Origin of the sequence: Roseovarius sp., assembly GCF_040219995.1 — a bacterium.
GTDB lineage: Bacteria > Pseudomonadota > Alphaproteobacteria > Rhodobacterales > Rhodobacteraceae > Roseovarius.
In genome coordinates, this window is sequence record NZ_JAVJUC010000017.1 from 119,149 (window position 1) to 137,357 (window position 18,209).

Below are 18,209 nucleotides of genomic sequence, written 5' to 3' on the forward strand. Positions count from 1 at the left end.
CGACGCAGGCTGAGCAGGAAAGACCGCGATATGACGTCTCTGGGATCACGCATGGTGGAGTGCCTCGGCCCGATCCGCGTCGTCAATCTTCCCTCCCGCCCCGACCGCCGCCGTGAATTCGCCGCACAACTGGCGCGAATCGGGCTTGGCTTCGATCATCCGCAGGTGTCGATCTTCGATGCGATCCGGCCCGAAAGTTTGGCCGGGTTTCCCACGCTTGGCGCGCGCGGCTGTTTCCTGAGCCATCTCGAAATCCTGCGTGCGGCCCGTGACGCAGACCTGCCAAGCATCGCGATTTGTGAGGACGATCTTGATTTCAGTGCCGATTTCACAAGCCGCGCGCCGGATCTGCTGGAGACGCTGGCTGCGCGTGATTGGGATATGTTCTATGGTGGATTCGATGCCGTGGCGCATGGCATGGACGTGGTACCCGGTTTGATCACCCTCGACCCCAAGCAGAATGTTTTGTGCAGTCACTTCATGGCTTTGCGTCGTCCGGCGATCCATGCGCTGGTGCCTTACCTGACGGCTATCACCGAACGCGAGGTCGGCGATCTGGCGGGTGGGCCGATGCATGTCGATGGGGCCTATTCGCATTTCCGGGCAGATCATCCGCAGATGGTGACGCTCTCTGTGTCGCCGACCCTTGGGGTGCAGCGGCCGTCGCGCACCGATGTCCATGATTTGCGCTGGTTTGACCGTGTGCCGGTCGTGCGCGATACGGCGCAGCTTTATCGGCGTTGGCGCGGCGCGATGCGGTAGCCGCGAAAACCCCGCTTGCAAATCCGCGCCAAGCCGCCTATATCCCCGTCAACAGCGGCGCTTTCGGGTCCACTCCGAAGGCTCCACCGGAAAGTGTGACGGGCCGCGCGCCCGTTTTTTTGTGCTTGGAAACCATGACCAACGACCTGATTGCCAAAGCCGCGATTGATCGCAGACTGGCCGAGATCATCACCCCGGTGATCGAGGACATGGGCTATGAACTGGTGCGCGTTCGTCTGATGGGCGGCAAGACGCATACGCTTCAGATCATGGCCGACAAGCCCAAGGGCGGGATCGAGGTGGACGACTGCGCCGAGATCAGCACCGCCGTCAGCGCCATTCTCGATGTCGAGGACCCGATCATCGACGCCTATACGCTGGAGGTGTCAAGCCCCGGTATCGACCGGCCACTGACCCGGCTCAAGGACTTCGAGATGTTCGAGGGCTACGAGGCCAAGCTTGAGACCTCGGAGATGATAGACGGGCGCAAGCGGTTCAAGGGAATGCTGGCCGGCATCGAGGCTAACGAGGTGCTGATCAATGTCGAAGAGGGCACCATCGGGCTCGACTTCGACTGGCTGAGCGACGCCAAGCTGGTGCTGACCGATGAGTTGATCCGCGAGATGCTGCGACAGCGCAAGGCGGCAGGTGCCATCAACGAAGACAATTTTGACGAGATCGAAACCGATAGCGGTTCTGAGGAGGACTGAGACCATGGCAATCACATCGGCCAACCAGCTTGAGCTGTTGCAGACCGCAGAGGCAGTGGCGCGCGAGAAGATGATCGATCCGGGCCTCGTGGTCGAGGCGATGGAAGAGAGCCTCGCCCGCGCCGCCAAGAGCCGCTACGGCAGCGAGATGGATATCCGCGTGAACATCGACCGTAAGACCGGTCGCGCCAAGTTTACGCGTGTGCGCACTGTGGTCGAGGACGAGGAGCTTGAGAATTATCAGGCCGAAATGACCGTGGAGCAGGCCAAGCAGTATCTCGAAGACCCCAAGGTCGGGGACACTTTCGTCGAGGAGGTGCCCCCCGTGGAGATGGGCCGCATCGCCGCGCAGAGCGCCAAGCAGGTGATCCTCCAAAAGGTGCGCGAGGCAGAGCGCGACCGTCAGTACGAGGAATTCAAGGATCGCGCGGGCACCATCATCAACGGTGTCGTCAAGCGCGAGGAATACGGCAACGTCATCGTCGATGTGGGTGCAGGCGAGGGTATCCTGCGCCGCAACGAAAAGATTGGGCGCGAGGCCTATCGCCCCAATGATCGCATCCGCTGCTATGTCAAGGACGTGCGCCGCGAACAGCGTGGTCCGCAGATTTTCCTCAGCCGGACAGAGCCGCAGTTCATGGCCGAACTGTTCAAGATGGAAGTTCCGGAAATCTACGACGGCATCATCGAGATCAAGGCCGTGGCCCGCGATCCCGGCAGCCGCGCCAAGATCGCCGTGATCTCCTATGACAGCTCGATCGACCCGGTCGGGGCCTGCGTCGGCATGCGCGGCAGCCGCGTACAAGCGGTGGTCAACGAGCTTCAGGGCGAGAAGATCGACATCATCCCGTGGAACGAGGATCAGGCGACATTCCTCGTCAACGCGTTGCAGCCCGCCGAGGTCAGCAAGGTGGTGATCGACGAGGACGCGCAGCGCATCGAGGTCGTGGTGCCCGAAGAGCAGCTGAGCCTCGCCATCGGGCGGCGCGGTCAGAATGTGCGTCTGGCCAGCCAACTGACCGCGCTCGACATCGACATCATGACCGAGGCCGAAGACAGCGAGCGCCGTCAGAAGGAATTCGAAGAGCGGACCAAGCTCTTCATGGACACGCTCGATCTCGACGAGTTTTTCGCACAGTTGCTGGTGGCCGAAGGGTTCACGACGCTGGAAGAAGTCGCCTACGTCGAACTGGATGAGCTTCTGGTGATCGACGGTGTCGATGAGGACACGGCCGGCGAGCTTCAGGCGCGGGCGCGTGACGTGCTTGAGGCGCAGGCCGCCGCGGCACTCGCCAAGGCGCGCGAGTTGGGGGTCGAGGATAGCCTCATTGAATTCGAGGGCCTGACACCCCAGATGGTGCAAGCCTTGGCAGAGGACGACGTCAAATCGCTCGAGGATTTCGCAACCTGTGCCGATTGGGAATTGGCAGGTGGCTGGACCACCGTGAACGGTGAGCGCGTCAAGGACGAAGGTATTCTGGAGAAGTTTGACGTCTCGCTCGAAGAGGCGCAAAATATGGTCATGACGGCACGTGTCATGCTTGGCTGGGTCGATCCTGCGGATCTGGAGCCTGAGGTTGATGAGACCAACGGCGACGACGTGGAGGCTGAGGCCTGATTTATCAGGCCTCGGAGGCACCTGATGGGGCGCAGCGGGCAACCCAAAGACCGGAGCGACGGTCCAGAGCGTAAATGCATCGCCACGGGCGAGGTGCAGCCAAAACACGGGCTGATCCGATTCGTGATCGGCCCCGAGGGCCAGATCGCCCCTGACCTGGCCGAAAAGCTGCCCGGGCGTGGCATCTGGGTGTCCGCGGATCGTGCGGCACTGGCCAAGGCCGCCAAGAAAGGGCTGTTCGCCCGCGCTGCGCGGCAGCCGGTGAACGTGCCCGAAGACATAGTGGATCAGGTCGAGGCGCTTCTGACGCAAAGGGTGCTGAACCTGATCAGCCTCATGCGCAAGGGCGGGGCGGCGATCTCAGGCTATGAGCGGGTCAAGGACTGGCTGGCCAAGGACGAGGCCGAGGTTCTGATTCAGGCCAGCGACGGCTCGGAGCGCGGAAAATCGAAACTGAGCACGCCCTATGGCGGCTCGTTTATCGGCTGGCTGACGGCGGATGAACTGGGTCAGGCCTTTGGGCGTCAAAGCACAATCCATGCGGCACTGGGTGCTGGAGGTTTGTGCAAACGTGTTGTAGAGGAGGCGGCAAGACTGAAAGGTCTGCGCGTCTCGGACGGCGAGACTGCGCGCCGGAAAGGAAAGTAAGAGAATATGAGCGACAACGACGGAAAGAAACCTTTGGGTGTGCGTGGCGGCGGGTCCCGGCCGGGGAACGTGAAGCAGAGCTTCAGCCATGGCCGGACCAAGAACGTCGTGGTGGAAACCAAGCGCAAGCGCGTGGTGGTGCCGAAGCCTAGCGCCGCGCCCGGTGCGGCAGGCGCGGCGCAGAAATCCGCTGGCCAGGCAAGCTCTGCCAAGCGTCCTGCCGGGATTTCCGACGCCGAGATGGAACGCCGGATGAAGGCGCTCGCCGCCGCCAAGGCACGCGAGACCGAAGATGCCGCCAAGCGCGAGGCCGAGGAAAAGGCCCGCGAGGAAGAGCGTCTGCGTCGTCGCGAAGAAGCCGAGGCAAAGGAGCGCGAGCAGCGCGAGGCCGAAGAGCGTGCCCGCGCCAAGGCAGAAGAAGACCAGCGCAAGAAGCTCGAAGCCGAGCAGGCTGCCGTTCAGGCGGTGACACCGCCGCCCGCAGAGCCGGACGTGGCCCCCGGACCCGCGCGTCAGGCACCCTCCAAGGCGGCCCCGGCACCGCGCAAGCGTGAGGACGACGACAAGAGCAACCGCCGTGGCAAGGGTCGTGGCGGAGAGGATGCCCGTCGCTCTGGCAAACTGACGCTCAACCAAGCGCTTTCGGGCGGCGAAGGCGGGCGCCAGAAATCCATGGCGGCGATGAAGCGCAAGCAGGAGCGTGCGCGTCAAAAGGCCATGGGTGGTGCACAAGAGCGCGAAAAGGTTGTTCGCGACGTACAGCTGCCCGAGGTGATCGTCGTCTCGGAATTGGCGAACCGCATGGCCGAGCGCGTCGGTGACGTGGTCAAGGCCCTCATGCAGAACGGCATGATGGTCACGCAGAACCAGTCGATCGATGCCGATACCGCAGAGTTGATCATTGAGGAATTCGGTCACCGCGTTGTGCGTGTCAGCGACGCGGATGTCGAGGACGTCATCGCACAGGTCGAGGACAAGGCCGAGGACCTCCTGTCGCGGCCTCCGGTGATCACCATCATGGGTCACGTGGACCACGGCAAGACCTCGCTTCTGGACGCGATTCGAGATGCCAAGGTCGTCGCTGGTGAAGCCGGTGGCATCACCCAGCATATCGGGGCTTATCAGGTCACGACTGACAGCGGTGCCGTGCTCAGCTTCCTCGACACGCCGGGCCACGCGGCCTTTACCTCGATGCGCTCTCGCGGGGCGCAGGTGACGGATATCGTCGTGCTTGTGGTCGCAGCCGATGATGCCGTGATGCCGCAGACAGTCGAGGCAATCAACCATGCCAAGGCGGCCAAGGTGCCGATGATCGTGGCGATCAACAAGGTCGATCTGCCTGCCGCCGACCCCGACAAGGTGCGTGCTGATCTGCTGCGCCACGAGGTGATCGTCGAGGCGATGTCGGGCGATGTGCAGGATGTCGAAGTGTCGGCGGTTACCGGTCAGGGTCTGGAAGAGCTGCTCGAAGCGATCGCGCTGCAAGCCGAGATCCTCGAACTCAAGGCCAATCCGGACCGCGCCGCCGAGGGTGCCGTGATCGAGGCGCAGCTTGACGTGGGCCGTGGCCCAGTGGCGACCGTGCTCGTTCAGAAGGGCACGCTGCGGCAGGGCGATATCTTTGTCGTGGGTGAGCAGTATGGCAAGGTTCGTGCGCTGATCAACGACCGGGGCGAGCGGGTTAAAGAAGCCGGGCCGTCGGTGCCGGTGGAGGTTCTGGGCCTCAACGGCACACCGGAAGCGGGAGACGTTCTCAACGTCGTCGAGACCGAGGGCCAGGCCCGCGAGATTGCCGAATATCGCGCCGACGCGGCCAAGGAAAAACGCGCTGCTGCCGGGGCGGGCACCTCGCTGGAGCAGCTTCTGGCCAAGGCCAAGGAAGACGAGAACCTCAAGGAACTGCCGATCGTGGTCAAGGCCGACGTTCAGGGTTCGGCCGAGGCGATCGTGCAGGCAATGGAGAAGATCGGCAACGAGGAGGTGCGCGTGCGCGTGCTGCATTCGGGTGTCGGCGCGATCACCGAATCCGATATCGGCCTGGCCGAGGCCTCGGGCGCGCCGGTTCTGGGCTTCAACGTCCGGGCCAATGCGCCCGCGCGCAACAGCGCCAATCAGAAGGGTGTCGAGATCCGCTACTACTCGGTGATCTACGATCTCGTCGACGATGTGAAAGCGGCCGCCAGCGGTCTGCTGGGCGCGGAAATCCGCGAGAAGTTCATCGGCTATGCGACCATCAAGGAGGTCTTCAAGGTCTCCGGGGTTGGCCGCGTCGCGGGCTGTCTGGTCACCGAAGGCGTGGCGCGCCGGTCTGCCGGTGTGCGTCTGCTGCGCGACGACGTGGTAATCCACGAAGGCACGCTCAAAACGCTCAAGCGCTTCAAGGACGAGGTTGCCGAGGTGCAATCGGGTCAGGAATGCGGCATGGCGTTCGAGGCCTACGAGGATGTCCGCGAAGGCGATGTGATCGAGATTTTCGAGCGCGAGGAAATTACCCGCACGCTGTCCTGAACGGTGTGACGGAACGGAGTGGGGCGGCTGGTTTCAGCCGCCCTTTTTCATGTCGGGTCGCAAACCGCTGCTGGCGGGCGCTGATGCGTCAGCGGCGCAGACGTCCCCGGATTTCCTGTAGTCGGAATGCCCCCAGTGCCTGCCCGAACAGTCCGTAGGACAGGATGCCGACGGTGATCAGCAGCAATAGCGCCAGCCAACGCCATCCGGCTACGGCGAAAAGGGGCCCGAGCACGGCACCTGCGCCCCAGACTGCGGCCCCCATCAGGGCCGAGGCCAAAACGATCCGCCACAGCCGCCGCCGGAATTGCAGGTCAAAGCGCGCAACCTCACCAAAGCTCCGCCCGCCGATTGCCAGTTGCCAGACCATGACCCAGGCCGCGACTGTGGTCGCCAGCGCCGCGGCAATCCAGCCCATCACGAATGAAAGGCCGACAGCGAGGGCCGCGTTGACGACCATTGCCACGACCGCGTAGCGAAACGGGCTTTTGGTGTCCTCGCGTGCAAAGAACACCGGTTGCAGGATCTTTTGCAGCACGAAAGCAGGCAGTCCAAGGCCGTAGATCGCCACGGCGATCGCCGTGGCCGCGCTGTCATCGGCGCTGAACGCGCCGCGCTCGAACAACACCGTCACAAGTGGCAGCGGGATGACGACAAGAGCGACGGCGCATGGCACGGTCAGAGCAAGTGCCACCTCGCCTGCCCGCGACAGCGCGTAGCGCGCGCCAGTATCGTCCCCGGTCTTGAGCCGTCGGGACAAATCCGGCAGCAGGACAATGCCAACCGCGATCCCGACAACCCCGAGAGGAAGCTGGTAAAGGCGGTCGGCGGAATAGAGCCAGCTGACCGCCTTGTCGTAGTTCGAGGCGACAAGCTGCCCAACCACCAGATTGACCTGCACCACGCCACCGGCGAGGGCCGCTGGCACCGCGATGCGCACCAGTTGCGCCATCTCGGGCGTCCATCGCGGACGCACCGGGCGGATGCGCAGACCGGCGCGGTTGGCGGCGTGCCAGACCAGAGCCAGTTGCGCGATCCCTGCGAAAGGGATCGTCCAGACCAGAGCATTGGCGACCCCACCCCCGAAAAAGGCGGCGGTCCCCATGGCGGCGATGAGCATCACGTTGAGAAGAACAGGTGCCGCTGCAGCAGCCGAAAAGCGTCCGGCGGCATTCAACATCCCGGAAAAAAGCGCTGCCAGTGAAATGAACAGGATGTAGGGAAAAACGATACGCCCGTATTCGATTGTGATCCCGAAACGCACGTCTCCGGCAAAGCCCTCGGCGGTGGCCCAGACCAGCGCGGGCATGAATACCATTGCCAGCCCGGTCAGTGCCAAAAGGACAAGCCCCAGCCCGGAAAGTGCGAGTGAGGCAAAGCCCAACGGGTTCTCATCGCCCTCCAGACGCTTGGAGAACATCGGCACAAAGGCGGCGTTGAAGGCACCCTCCGCAAAGAAGCGACGGAACATGTTGGGCAGGCGGAACGCGGCGACAAAGGCGTCCATCAAGACGCCCGGCCCCAGAAAACTGGCGATCATCACGTCGCGGACAAAGCCCAGAATGCGGCTCATCATGGTCCAGCCACCGACGGTCAGGATGCCGGAAAGCAGACGGACGGGTTTCATGGGCGGTGCTCCGGACTGGGCAATGTGGCAGGCTTAACCGATTGGTGGCAAGGGGGAAAGAGGCTAGCCCGGCAACAGGGGGATCATCGTGCCCGTGAGAAGGGCCACGTGGGTTTCTTGCCCGTCTTCCACAGCATGCACATCCGCCTGCACGATCACGAGGCGACGCCCCGGCTTGATTACGCGGCCCCGCGCGATCAGGCGATCGCCCCGCGCCGGCGCTAGCAGGTTGATCTTCATTTCGGTTGTCAGAACCTCGGATCCCTCGGGCATGACACCAAGCGCGGCATAGCCCGCCGCACTGTCGCCAATGGCAAAGGTCAGCCCTGCATGAGCATAGCCATGCTGTTGCAGGCTGCCTGGCAGAATCGGTGCTTCAATCCGGGCATATCCCGGCGTCACAGCCACCAGTTTCGCGCCGAGCGTGGCCATCATCGCCTGTGCCTCAAAGCTGCGATGAATGGCCGCCTCTGTGTCAGGGGATAATTTCTGATCAATTCCCATTGCCGATCTTTCGTATCAGATGTCACGATATTGTGGTCAAGCAATCGTGTGAACGCTTGGATTTGGACTTCGTCGCTGATAAATGCACGTTTAGCGATATATGGTAAGGGTCTTGGTTTGAAGTGGTCTGAGTTCAGGCAGCATATGTCAGAGACCTGGGCCGGGTTGGTCTCTCCGTTGACGCTGTCGATATTGGCAACGGCCTGCGCAATTGCGGTGGTCGCCGGGCCGTTCGGCACGTACGATACGATGATGTGGCCGACGCGTCTTGCCTATTGGGGCCTCGTGATCGGGCTTGGTATTCTGATTGGCGGCGTCGTGCGGGCAATCAAGAAAACGGTTTGTTATTCAAGTCACCCGGCGATGTTCGACATCGGCGCAGGCGTGATGACCAGCGTCGCTCTCGCCCCGGTCATCTGGTTCCTTCGAGGCAATCTCGACCCTATGATGTCGCACGCGGATCTCAGCATTGTCAGTATCGGTTTCAATACCCTGCTGATCGTTATCGGTATTTTCGTGTTGCGTCGCCAGATCGGGGCGGAGCAACCGGCCAGCTATGCGCGGCGGGCCCGTGTGTCAGATGTGCCGGTGACCCGTCTGCATCGACGCATGTCCGACTGGCCCAATGCCGAGATCATGCGCCTCTCGGCCAATGACCATTTTGTCGACGTCGCGACGCCGTATGGCGTAGAGACACTGCGACTCAGGCTCAGCGATGCGATTGCGGAGATGGAGCCAGTCGAAGGGGTCTGCACGCATCGCTCGCATTGGGTCGCGCTGCGGGCAATCGACCGGATTGAGCGCGATTCAGGAAAGATCCATGTGGTATTGCGCAATGGGGATCGCGTTCCGGTCAGCCGCAAGTATCGCGTGAGGCTGGAGGACGCGGGCCTTCTGGAACGTCAGGACGGGGCAGGACAAGGCGGATAGCGGGCTCTCGGTGACAGCGGCGCGCGCCTCTGGATCACGCGGCGTGCCGGTTTTCAACCGAGGGTTTCGCATTTGGTCTTGCGAGGTCACGGTGTGCTGTTAATCTCGAAACATCATGGTGCCGCCCCCGAGGTGGAGAATTGGGAAGCCGGTGAGAGACCGGCGCTGCCCCCGCAACGGTAAGGGAGGGCATCACGGCAATATGCCACTGAGCCGCGCAAAGGTTTGGGAAGGTGCCGTGATGCATGGGTTGATTGCCCGCCACCCAAGCCCGGAAACCAGCCATGGTAAACGTCGAATCGCGGGGGGCGATGCGGGCGTGTGCGCCGTGCGCCGCGACCCTCAGCCTGCTCTTCGCCCCATCCGGCCCGGGGTGTGGCCGGGGAGTAGAAGCCATGACTGTAACACGTATCATCGACGCCCTCGAAGAAAGCCCCGCAGCGGGGGCACAGGCCTGTGCGGCCGGGCGATTGGGATTTCTGGAGTGGGTTTTCGACGCGCCGGGGCCGGTGACCGCGCAGATGGCCCGTGAGGCGCTTGCCGAACCAGCGGCACAGGCCCCCAAAAGCGCCGCTGCTCGGGCCTTTGTGGGGTTTCTCGAAGAGGCCTGCGCCTCTATCGGCGCGCGGCCCGCGCGACGCAGGCGCGGGCAGTTGGTCCACTGATCGCCGTCAGTGGATGATCTCTTCCTCACGCACGAACATGTTGTCCCAAGCCCGGTCGATTAGGTCAGGTGACATCTGGTAGGGGATGCCCTCGAATTCGCAGATGGCGATCATTTGGTCGATCAGGAAGATCGGCTGATAGTTGGCATAGACGTTGTCGATGGTCGGGTATTTTTCCTTGATCAGGTGGATAAGTGCCTCCTCGTCAAGCGGCATGCCCTTCTTGCGCGCCACCATGGCGAAGATCTTGAGGAAATCCGATTGGCAGGGACCGTCGATCTTGATCTTGTAGAAGATCCGACGCAGCGCGGCCTTGTCGAAGATCTTGTTGGGGTGGAAGTTGGTCGAGAAGATCACCAGCGTGTCGAACGGTACCTCGAACTTCTCGCCCGATTGGAGGGCGAGAATGTCCTTGGATTCCTCCAGCGGGACGATCCAGCGGTTGACCAGTGATTGCGGAGGCTCCGCCTGACGGCCGAGGTCGTCAACGATGAAGATGCCGCCGGTCGATTTGAGCTGAAGCGGGGCCTGATAGGTGCGCGCGGTCGGGTTGTAGACCAGATCGAGCATCGACAGGCTGAGTTCACCGCCGGTGATCACCGTGGGCCGTTCGCAGCGCACATAGCGTGTGTCAAAGGTGCGTTTGCGACGCAGCGAGTTGGGGTCGTCCACCTCGACCTCGGCCTTTGAATGCACGATCGGGTCATAGACTGTGATGACCTGGCCGGAATACTCGATCGCCCGGGGCACGTAGATCTTGTCTCCCATGGCGTCACGGATACCGTTCGAGATCGAGGATTTACCGTTGCCCGGCGGACCATACATCAGCACCGAGCGCCCGGCGCTCACAGCCGGCCCGAGATGATCGAGCAGGGATTCGGGCAGGATCAGATGCCCCATGGCATTGGTCAGCTGCTCGCGGGTGATCTGGATGTTGCGGATCGACTGGCGCTTTACCTGTTCGCGGTAGACTGCAAGTGGGACAGGCATTGCGCCGAAATATTCCGACTGACTAAGGGCATCAAGCGAGCGGGCCTTGCCCGCGTCGGTCAGCTGATAGCCCATTTCGCCGCCGGAGTTGGCGTTGAGTGTGCCGGTCGCCTCCAGAAGGCGCTGCGTGCGTGCCATGTCCACCAGTTCCTGCGTGACCGCGCGCGGCAGGCAGATCGCTTCGGCCAGGTCGCTGACCATGTCGAGGTTCTTGCGGAACATTGTCTTGAGAAGAATGTCGCGCATCATCACGACAGGAATTTGCATGTCCTCGATGCTGGTCGGTGGCGGTGGGGGCTGCACGCCCGTGGAGACTTGCATGTTCATGGTATCTGCCTGCCCTGCGTGGTCATCGACTCGCGAGCACCATGACTACCAATCGTGCAGAAATTAAGGAGAGCATCGGGCAGATCGGGGGCGCTCAGCTTCCGTACATGGCACCGAGCCCGAGGTAGAGCGCGAGTGTCGGGCCAAGTGCCAGTCCCATCGGGAATTTCTTGGTCATCTGCCAGCTTGTCCAGTCCGGCGTGATCCGGCGTAAAGGGCTATACATCGCGATCCGGTGCGCTGCAAAAGCGGCAATCAGCACCGCCGCGAAAAGCAGGCAGAGGAGTGCCGCATCACCCAGCACGACAAAGGGACCTGCGGCCGCGATGAACTTGGCATCCCCAGCCCCCATGATACCGATCGCATTGGCCAGCATCCCCACCACCAACAGAACCGCGACATGTGAAAAGCGCCACGCATAGTCCGGCAGCGGCAAAACCCAAAGACCAACCAGTACAAAGGTGGCCAGCAGCGCCAGAACCGCGATGTTGGGAATCTTCATGCTGCGCATGTCGCTCAGGGCAACCCACGCGCAGATCGGCACGACAAATGGCAGGAACCAGAGCGCGGCGTGGGCGGTGATCTCGAGCGTCATGGCGTCTGTCAGCCGGACTTGTTCTCAAGCGCCCGCAGGCTGCGCACCGCCTCCTCGAAATGCTGTGGATGGGTTTCGACCGCGTCCTTCAACAGACCCTGTCCAATGGTAATGTCACCTTGTTTCACTGCGGACAAACCGAGCGTGTAGAGCAACTGCGCGCGCTCCACCTGCGTGACCGGCAGAACGGGCAGGGCATAGTTGCGCTGTGCCCCGCGTGCCAGAACGAGATTATTCTTTGCAGTGAACAGTGACGGATCCTGGCGTACGGCGTCGGTAAAGAGCCGCTCGGCCCCTTTTAAATCCCCGCGCGAGAGCTTGGAATATCCCCAGTTGTTCATCACATTGGCGGGCTGTGTCGTCAGCCCGACGGCCGTCTCATAGAAACTGTCGGCCTTTTTCCAATCCTTCTCGCTATCGGCGATCATCGCTTCGAGGCGATAGCGTTTGAATGTCTCGTGGGTTGGCGGAACGCCGTCAAGTACTTCGCCCGCACGCTCCCATTCGTTATTGCGGATCAGCGCATCGGCATGGTGCACGTGATCGGCTTGGGTCGCGTCCTCGTGCTTGATCACGTTGGCCCATGCGGCAACGGCTTCGGTGTTGCGTTTCGCCCTGACAAGCGATCTGGCAAGACCGCGCTGCAGGTCAAGCCGGTCAGGCTTTTCTCCAACGGCGCGCTGGAAGTATGATACCGCCTCATTGGGATCGGAGGCTGTCAGCATCACATCGTTGAGATTGGTTTCATCAATGACGTTGATGTTCTGAAAGGCGCGATCAACCTCATTGCCAGCGGTTTGCTCACATGCAGACAGGGCGAATGTACCCGCTGCACACAGGAAAATCAGGATAGGGTGGCGCATTTTTGCGTCCTTTTACTGCCTCGACCTCGTCATGGTATCTTGCGGATCAGGTATTCGCTACTGCCCCGCCGTACCACTTTGTAATCTTGTTCTTCGTCAATACCATACTCGGATTTTTCCGATTTTGCGAGCGCCAAACGCAAATTGTCGCGAATTGCGTCGCTTTCGCCATCATCGAGCGCATAGGCCCGCCTCAGAATCTGTTCCGCCTCGGGATAATTGCCCTGTTCGACAAGAACGACACCGAGGTTATTCCAAGTTTCCGGTGTTGCACCGTCGCTCTCTATCGCGCGCCGCAAGAGCCGTTCTGCGCTGCCAAGCCGCCCGAGGGCAAGGTTGGCGCTGCCCAGTCCCGCCAGGACATCCGCTGTCATGCCTTGGTCCAGGGCGGCGCGGCTATAGGCCTTTTGCGCCAGTTCAAACTCGCCCGCATCCATCAATCGATGCCCAACGAGAAGGCCGTCAACGCCCGTTGCGCCGGGTGCGGGGCCAGGGGCGAAGGGGCCATTATCCTGCGGCTGGCCCAGACACCCGGCAAGAAAGAGGCAGGTGAGCAGGACAAGCGCCACTTTCGGGCTGGCCTGCTGCATTTTCGCGCGGAAATTCCCTTGCCGCCCTCTCCGAAAATGCCCTGCCATGTCGCCCCATTTTTTATCTTTCGGCCATCGCGAACAGTTCCATGATCCCGAGCGCGGATGGGCCGACCAGAATGATCAGCAATGGCGGCACTGTAAGCATCATCGTCGCCAATGTCATCTTGGTCGGCAGCTTGTTTGCCTTTTCCTCGGCGCGCATGACCCGTTTGTCACGCATCTCCGCGGCATAGACGCGCAGCGCCTCGCCGATCGATGTGCCGAAGGTTTGCGACTGGATCAGAACAGTGACAAAGCTCGAAATATCCTGCACGCCGCAGCGTTCGCCCATCTCGTTGAGCACTGATGCCTTGTCCCGGCCGGCCTTGATCTGCAAGGCCACGATCTCGTATTCCTCGGCCAGGGCAGGGTAGGACGCCTCGATCTCCTTCGAGACGCGGATGATTGCCTGATCCAGCGACTGTCCCGCCTCGATGCACACGAGCATCATGTCGAGGCTGTCGGGAAAGCCATCCTGAATCTCTTCCTGGCGCTGTTGCTGGCGTTTGGTCACCCAATATTTCGGCAGCATGTATCCCACGCCGCCAGGCCCGAGAACGTAGAGCACCATCTCTTTCGGTCCGGTGTCGTCGCCCGACACGAACACTAGGAAATAGATCAGCCCGAGCACGAGCAGCCCGAGAGCGAGCGTTAATTGCACGAAGTGGAAGTAACGCACTGCGTCGCGATGCCGATACCCTGCCTGCATGAGCGTGAGGCGCATCGCGCTGAGTTGCTTGGCGTCCTGTGGTTCGAGGAACCCGGCATATTTGTCGAGTTTCTTGTTCTTTGCCCCGGCGCGGAGGCTGGCTTTGCCCAAATCTTGTGTTGTGCCTGCGGCGTTGCTCTTCTTGAGCTTCTCAAGCGGGTCCTGTCGCTCGTTGATCATCAGGGGAATGACGAGAAGCACCAGCATCAGCCCGAGTGCACCAATGGCGATCATCGGGCCGAAGTCGCCAAACGTATCGGTCAGCATAGTGTTGATTGTGGTCAGGAATTGCATTTTGGGATCCTCAGACCTTGATGTTCACGAGTGCACGCATGACGATCAGATTAAGCACAAGGAACGTGCCAACCACTAGAACGGCGGGGATGAAGAACGGGTGCAGCATCGCCTCGTCATAATAATCAGGCTTGAGCAGCTGGATGCCGATCAGGGCAATGATAGGAAACCCCGAGAGGAAATTCCCCGACCACTTCGCCTCGGCGGTGATTGCCTTGACCCTGCGGAAAAGCCGGAACCGGGCCCGGATCACCTTGGCCAGACCGGCCAGGATCTCTGCGAGGTTGCCGCCTGATTGCTGCTGAATGGTCACCGCAACCGCGAGAAAGCGCACGTCCTGCATGTCAAGGCGTTCGGCCATATCCTTGAGCGCCTCGCCCATGTCACGGCCATATGTCGCCTCATCGGCGATGATGCCGAATTCGGTGGCGAGAGGATCGGATACCTCATTGGCCACGATAGCCACGGCAGACGAAAACGGATGCCCCACGCGCAAGCTTCGCACCATCAGTTCGATCGCATCGGGCAGTTGTTCTTCCAGAAGGGCCATACGCTTACCGGCCTTCATGTTGATCCAGGTGAATATGCCGCCCACGCCCATGCCGATGGATACAAGGATACGAACCGGAAGTGCCGTGCCGGTCCCGATGGTCAGGCCAAGGAAGGCAAGAATGCTGACCCCGATCATCAGCAGGATCAGCTGTTTCGGGGTAAAGGCAATGGCCGCCTTCTGCGCCTTGTTCGAGAGGATTGAATATAGCGGTACCTTGCGCGCCTTGAGATGCTGCTGCATCTCCTTGCGCAGCTTCTCCATGACCTCTTCGCGGTTACCGGTCTTGTCCAGCATTTCCAGACGCCGGTTGACCCGATTGTTCAAGCTGATGGAGCGCCCGAAAACCGTGAGGTAGATGCCTTCGACAAGGACGAGAACGCCGATGAAGATCAGGCCGTAGATGATCACTTCTGCATTGAGGGCCATCTGCGTTACTCCGCTGCAATCGGTTCATAGATGGCCGGGGGCAGGTCGTAACCCCAAAGGCGGAAGCGCTCGGAATAGTTTGAGCGCACGCCCGTGCCGGTGAAATGGCCAATGATCTTGTTGTCCGGTGTCAGGCCAACACGCTGAAAGCGGAAGATTTCCTGCATCGAGATCACGTCACCCTCCATCCCGGTGACTTCGGTGATCGAGGTCATCCGGCGCGAGCCATCCTGAAGGCGGCTAGCCTGCACGATGAGGTTGACGGCGCTCGCAATCTGGCTGCGCACGGCCTTGAGCGGCATCTCGATGCCCGCCATTGCGACCATGTTCTCCATCCGGCTGATACCATCGCGCGGGTTGTTGGCGTGGATCGTGGTCATCGAGCCGTCATGGCCGGTGTTCATGGCTTGCAGCATGTCGATCACTTCCTCGCCGCGCGTCTCACCGACGATGATGCGGTCGGGGCGCATGCGCAGTGCGTTCTTGAGACAGTCACGCGGGCTCACCTCGCCCTTGCCTTCGACGTTCGGCGGGCGGCTTTCCATCCGGCCGACATGGATCTGTTGCAGTTGGAGTTCGGCGGTGTCCTCGATGGTGAGGATACGTTCCGCATTGTCGATGAAGGACGACAGTGCGTTGAGGGTCGTGGTCTTACCTGAGCCCGTACCGCCAGACACGACAATGTTCAGTCGCGTGGCGACGGCGGCCTGAAGATAGGCGGCCATTTCCTCGGAGAAGGCCCCGAAGCGTACCAGATCGTCGATCCCCAGCTTGTCTTTCTTGAACTTACGAATCGACACGAGGCTGCCATCGACGGCCACCGGCGGCACCATGGCATTGAAACGCGAACCGTCCGCGAGGCGTGCGTCTACATAGGGGTTCGATTCATCGACGCGGCGGCCCACGGCGCTGACGATCTTGTCGATGATGCGCAGCAAGTGGCGTTCGTCCTTGAAGGTGACGTCGCTGAGTTCAAGCTTACCCGCCCGCTCGATGAAGATTTGATGTGGTCCGTTCACGAGGATGTCGTTGACCGTGTCGTCCTTGAGCAGGGTTTCAAGCGGGCCAAGCCCCTTGACTTCGTCGTAGAGTTCCTGCGTGAGAACGGCCCGGTCCTCGCGATTGAAGACGATGCCCTTTTCTTCGAGGATTTCTCCGGCGATGGAACTGATCTCGGCGCGCAGGTCGGTTTCCGTCGCGGTGTCGAGCGCGGCGAGATTCAGGTGGTCCAGAAGCGCGCGGTGCAGTTCAATCTTGATCTCGCCCATCCGCTCCTTGCGCTTGCGCTCCTTGTCCATCGGCTCTGGCACGGCGGCAGGCTTTTGCGGGGGTTTGCGAAACGACTGCGCCACCGCTGCCTCGAGAGGCGCGGTCTTGGGAACTTCGGCAACCGGAGATCCGGTCGCGACCTTTGTCGGTGTCGATTTCTTGTAGCGCGAGAACATCGGCTCAGTCCTTTCTTACGCCGCTTCGGCGTCATCCTTGCCAAGCGCGTGCAGCGATGCGGCGAGCTTGGCGATTTCGCGGCGCAAGGGATTCTTGGCGGCGCTCGACGCGAGTGGCAGACCATGATCGCAGCTTTGCGAGACCGCGCGCCCGCCGTCGGGCAGTTGGATTTCTATTGCGATCTCGAGGGTTTCAGCCATGCGTTTCACGCGGCTCTTGCCATTGAGATCGGTGAATTTCGGGGCACGATTAAGACAGTAGCGCAGCTTCTCGATTGGCAGGTCCTCGGACTGCAGCGCGCGTTTCACTCGCACCGCATTCTGTGCCGAGCGCATGTCGAGCTCCATTGTGACAAAGTAGATCTGACAGTTGTTGAGAACCGCCTCGGTCCATTGCACCAGGGTATTCGGCATATCGACGATCACATAGTCGAAATGCCGGCGTGCCATGTTCAGGACCCGCGTCACATCCTCGGAGTTGATCATGTCGAGAGGCAGGATATCCGCAGGCGCGGTCAGCACGCGCATCTTGTCCTCAAAGCTGACGAGTGCCTGCCGGAACACGTCATCGTCCAGAATTTCGGTATCTGACCACATCTCGAATACGACGTCACGGCGCGGTAGGTCGAGGAAGGTCGAGACAGATCCGAACTGAAGGCTGAGATCGAGGATTCCGACCTGCGGTGGTTTTGCCTTGTCCGCATTCGCCAGTTCCCATGCGAGATTGACGGCAAACGTGGTGGCCCCGGTGCCCCCGGCAAGACCCTGCACGGCGAGAATCACGCCATCGCCTTCGGTCGGCGGGGCGTGTTGGGCGGTGGTCGTGTGGGATACCACGGTCGGCGCGGGTTTCTTGAGGCGATCAATCGCCGCCTGCAATTCGCCCTCGGGCAGTGGGTACGGCACGAATTCATCCGCCCCGTTGCGCAACAACTGATGCAGGGCGGCCGGGCTCACATCTTCGGCGATCAGAATGGTCTTGATCCCGCTCTTGCTTGCAAGGGCAATGATTTCGCCCAGCAAGGAAAGGTCTTCCTCATCCGTCTGGTCGATTGCGATAGCGACGAATTCGAGAGATTCCGCCTCGGGTTGATTGAGAAAGGCGAGGGCCTCGGCGAATCCGAGATCACCCCAGCTCTCGCCAAGGGCGGTCTCCATATCCTCGATCAAAAGATCAAAGTTCTGCACATCCCGACTGATGGTGCAGGCAAGGATCGGTGCCGGATCGGTCTGCTTCATCACGCTACTCGTCATTGAATCCGTCCTGTAATTGCCCCACTCAATGAGAGTTCCACGCGGATCGCCCAGCCTTCACGGCATGGCCCGAGTCGCGCGCATCATGTGGCGGGGACGCTCGATACCGATGAACATGACTGGAAATATTGGCGACATTTGGGCCAAAA

17 protein-coding genes and 1 riboswitch are annotated in these 18,209 nt (G+C 61.2%); of the genes, 7 read left to right on the forward strand and 10 right to left on the reverse strand.

The window, feature by feature from the left end:
• The first annotated feature begins 30 nt into the window (after positions 1–30).
• From RID11_RS10415 to infB, 5 genes are all read left to right on the forward strand, one after another.
• Positions 31–762: a glycosyltransferase family 25 protein gene (locus tag RID11_RS10415; protein ID WP_350138620.1), complete on the forward strand. Its 732-nt coding sequence runs from the start codon at positions 31–33 to the stop codon at positions 760–762.
• Positions 763–896: 134 nt separating this feature from the next.
• Positions 897–1,472 (forward strand): ribosome maturation factor RimP, encoded by a 576-nt coding sequence (gene rimP / locus RID11_RS10420; protein ID WP_350138622.1) that lies wholly within the window; start codon positions 897–899, stop codon positions 1,470–1,472.
• Between the two features lie 4 nt (positions 1,473–1,476).
• The gene (gene nusA / locus RID11_RS10425) at positions 1,477–3,090 is read left to right on the forward strand and encodes a transcription termination factor NusA (RefSeq protein WP_350138624.1); all 1,614 of its coding nucleotides are present in this window, start codon (positions 1,477–1,479) and stop codon (positions 3,088–3,090) included.
• Positions 3,091–3,114: 24 nt separating this feature from the next.
• Complete coding sequence (locus RID11_RS10430) at positions 3,115–3,738, forward strand: RNA-binding protein (protein WP_350138627.1); 624 nt, start codon at positions 3,115–3,117, stop codon at positions 3,736–3,738.
• A 6-nt stretch (positions 3,739–3,744) separates the two neighbouring features.
• Positions 3,745–6,246, forward strand: coding sequence for a translation initiation factor IF-2 (infB, locus tag RID11_RS10435; protein ID WP_350138630.1), 2,502 nt, complete (start codon positions 3,745–3,747; stop codon positions 6,244–6,246).
• 88 nt (positions 6,247–6,334) lie between these two features.
• Here infB and murJ read toward each other — a convergent pair whose 3' ends face one another.
• Positions 6,335–7,873: a murein biosynthesis integral membrane protein MurJ gene (gene murJ, locus RID11_RS10440; protein ID WP_350138634.1), complete on the reverse strand. Its 1,539-nt coding sequence runs from the start codon at positions 7,871–7,873 to the stop codon at positions 6,335–6,337.
• Positions 7,874–7,936: 63 nt separating this feature from the next.
• Positions 7,937–8,377, reverse strand: a complete 441-nt coding sequence (locus RID11_RS10445; RefSeq protein WP_350138636.1) for a PaaI family thioesterase — start codon at positions 8,375–8,377, stop codon at positions 7,937–7,939.
• 177 nt (positions 8,378–8,554) lie between these two features.
• Between RID11_RS10445 and RID11_RS10450 the strand changes: the two genes are divergently transcribed.
• Positions 8,555–9,307, forward strand: coding sequence for a LytTR family DNA-binding domain-containing protein (locus RID11_RS10450; RefSeq protein WP_350138639.1), 753 nt, complete (start codon positions 8,555–8,557; stop codon positions 9,305–9,307).
• A 99-nt stretch (positions 9,308–9,406) separates the two neighbouring features.
• Positions 9,407–9,608: riboswitch (cobalamin riboswitch) on the forward strand.
• 94 nt (positions 9,609–9,702) lie between these two features.
• Entirely contained in the window at positions 9,703–9,972 is a 270-nt protein-coding gene (locus RID11_RS10455) for a hypothetical protein (protein ID WP_350138641.1), read from the forward strand.
• 6 nt (positions 9,973–9,978) lie between these two features.
• Here RID11_RS10455 and RID11_RS10460 read toward each other — a convergent pair whose 3' ends face one another.
• The 8 genes from RID11_RS10460 to RID11_RS10495 all read right to left on the reverse strand — a co-directional run bounded on the left by RID11_RS10460 (position 9,979) and on the right by RID11_RS10495 (position 18,060).
• Positions 9,979–11,289: a DUF8689 domain-containing protein gene (locus RID11_RS10460; protein ID WP_350138644.1), complete on the reverse strand. Its 1,311-nt coding sequence runs from the start codon at positions 11,287–11,289 to the stop codon at positions 9,979–9,981.
• 94 nt (positions 11,290–11,383) lie between these two features.
• Positions 11,384–11,884 (reverse strand): prepilin peptidase, encoded by a 501-nt coding sequence (locus tag RID11_RS10465; RefSeq protein WP_350138646.1) that lies wholly within the window; start codon positions 11,882–11,884, stop codon positions 11,384–11,386.
• Positions 11,885–11,892: 8 nt separating this feature from the next.
• Positions 11,893–12,747 (reverse strand): tetratricopeptide repeat protein, encoded by an 855-nt coding sequence (locus tag RID11_RS10470; RefSeq protein ID WP_350138648.1) that lies wholly within the window; start codon positions 12,745–12,747, stop codon positions 11,893–11,895.
• 29 nt (positions 12,748–12,776) lie between these two features.
• On the reverse strand, positions 12,777–13,337 hold the full coding sequence (locus RID11_RS10475) for a tetratricopeptide repeat protein (RefSeq protein WP_350138650.1): 561 nt from the start codon (positions 13,335–13,337) through the stop codon (positions 12,777–12,779).
• A gap of 61 nt (positions 13,338–13,398) precedes the next feature.
• The gene (locus RID11_RS10480; RefSeq protein WP_350138652.1) at positions 13,399–14,382 is read right to left on the reverse strand and encodes a type II secretion system F family protein; all 984 of its coding nucleotides are present in this window, start codon (positions 14,380–14,382) and stop codon (positions 13,399–13,401) included.
• A gap of 10 nt (positions 14,383–14,392) precedes the next feature.
• Positions 14,393–15,361, reverse strand: coding sequence for a type II secretion system F family protein (locus tag RID11_RS10485; protein WP_350138654.1), 969 nt, complete (start codon positions 15,359–15,361; stop codon positions 14,393–14,395).
• A gap of 5 nt (positions 15,362–15,366) precedes the next feature.
• Positions 15,367–16,806, reverse strand: a complete 1,440-nt coding sequence (locus tag RID11_RS10490; RefSeq protein WP_350138657.1) for a TadA family conjugal transfer-associated ATPase — start codon at positions 16,804–16,806, stop codon at positions 15,367–15,369.
• A 15-nt stretch (positions 16,807–16,821) separates the two neighbouring features.
• Positions 16,822–18,060: a CpaE/TadZ family protein gene (locus RID11_RS10495; RefSeq protein WP_350138661.1), complete on the reverse strand. Its 1,239-nt coding sequence runs from the start codon at positions 18,058–18,060 to the stop codon at positions 16,822–16,824.
• Between the last annotated feature and the right edge of the window lie 149 nt (positions 18,061–18,209).

Bases quoted from the DNA above. Each gene is read 5' to 3' on its own strand.
- RID11_RS10415 (WP_350138620.1), top strand. From the start codon at position 31: ATGACGTCTCTGGGATCACGCATGGTGGAGTGCCTCGGCCCGATCCGC.
- rimP (WP_350138622.1), top strand. From the start codon at position 897: ATGACCAACGACCTGATTGCCAAAGCCGCGATTGATCGCAGACTGGCC.
- nusA (WP_350138624.1), top strand. From the start codon at position 1,477: ATGGCAATCACATCGGCCAACCAGCTTGAGCTGTTGCAGACCGCAGAG.
- RID11_RS10430 (WP_350138627.1), top strand. From the start codon at position 3,115: ATGGGGCGCAGCGGGCAACCCAAAGACCGGAGCGACGGTCCAGAGCGT.
- infB (WP_350138630.1), top strand. From the start codon at position 3,745: ATGAGCGACAACGACGGAAAGAAACCTTTGGGTGTGCGTGGCGGCGGG.
- murJ (WP_350138634.1), bottom strand. From the start codon at position 7,873: ATGAAACCCGTCCGTCTGCTTTCCGGCATCCTGACCGTCGGTGGCTGG.
- RID11_RS10445 (WP_350138636.1), bottom strand. From the start codon at position 8,377: ATGGGAATTGATCAGAAATTATCCCCTGACACAGAGGCGGCCATTCAT.
- RID11_RS10455 (WP_350138641.1), top strand. From the start codon at position 9,703: ATGACTGTAACACGTATCATCGACGCCCTCGAAGAAAGCCCCGCAGCG.
- RID11_RS10460 (WP_350138644.1), bottom strand. From the start codon at position 11,289: ATGAACATGCAAGTCTCCACGGGCGTGCAGCCCCCACCGCCACCGACC.
- RID11_RS10465 (WP_350138646.1), bottom strand. From the start codon at position 11,884: ATGACGCTCGAGATCACCGCCCACGCCGCGCTCTGGTTCCTGCCATTT.
- RID11_RS10470 (WP_350138648.1), bottom strand. From the start codon at position 12,747: ATGCGCCACCCTATCCTGATTTTCCTGTGTGCAGCGGGTACATTCGCC.
- RID11_RS10475 (WP_350138650.1), bottom strand. From the start codon at position 13,337: ATGCAGCAGGCCAGCCCGAAAGTGGCGCTTGTCCTGCTCACCTGCCTC.
- RID11_RS10480 (WP_350138652.1), bottom strand. From the start codon at position 14,382: ATGCAATTCCTGACCACAATCAACACTATGCTGACCGATACGTTTGGC.
- RID11_RS10485 (WP_350138654.1), bottom strand. From the start codon at position 15,361: ATGGCCCTCAATGCAGAAGTGATCATCTACGGCCTGATCTTCATCGGC.
- RID11_RS10490 (WP_350138657.1), bottom strand. From the start codon at position 16,806: ATGTTCTCGCGCTACAAGAAATCGACACCGACAAAGGTCGCGACCGGA.
- RID11_RS10495 (WP_350138661.1), bottom strand. From the start codon at position 18,060: ATGACGAGTAGCGTGATGAAGCAGACCGATCCGGCACCGATCCTTGCC.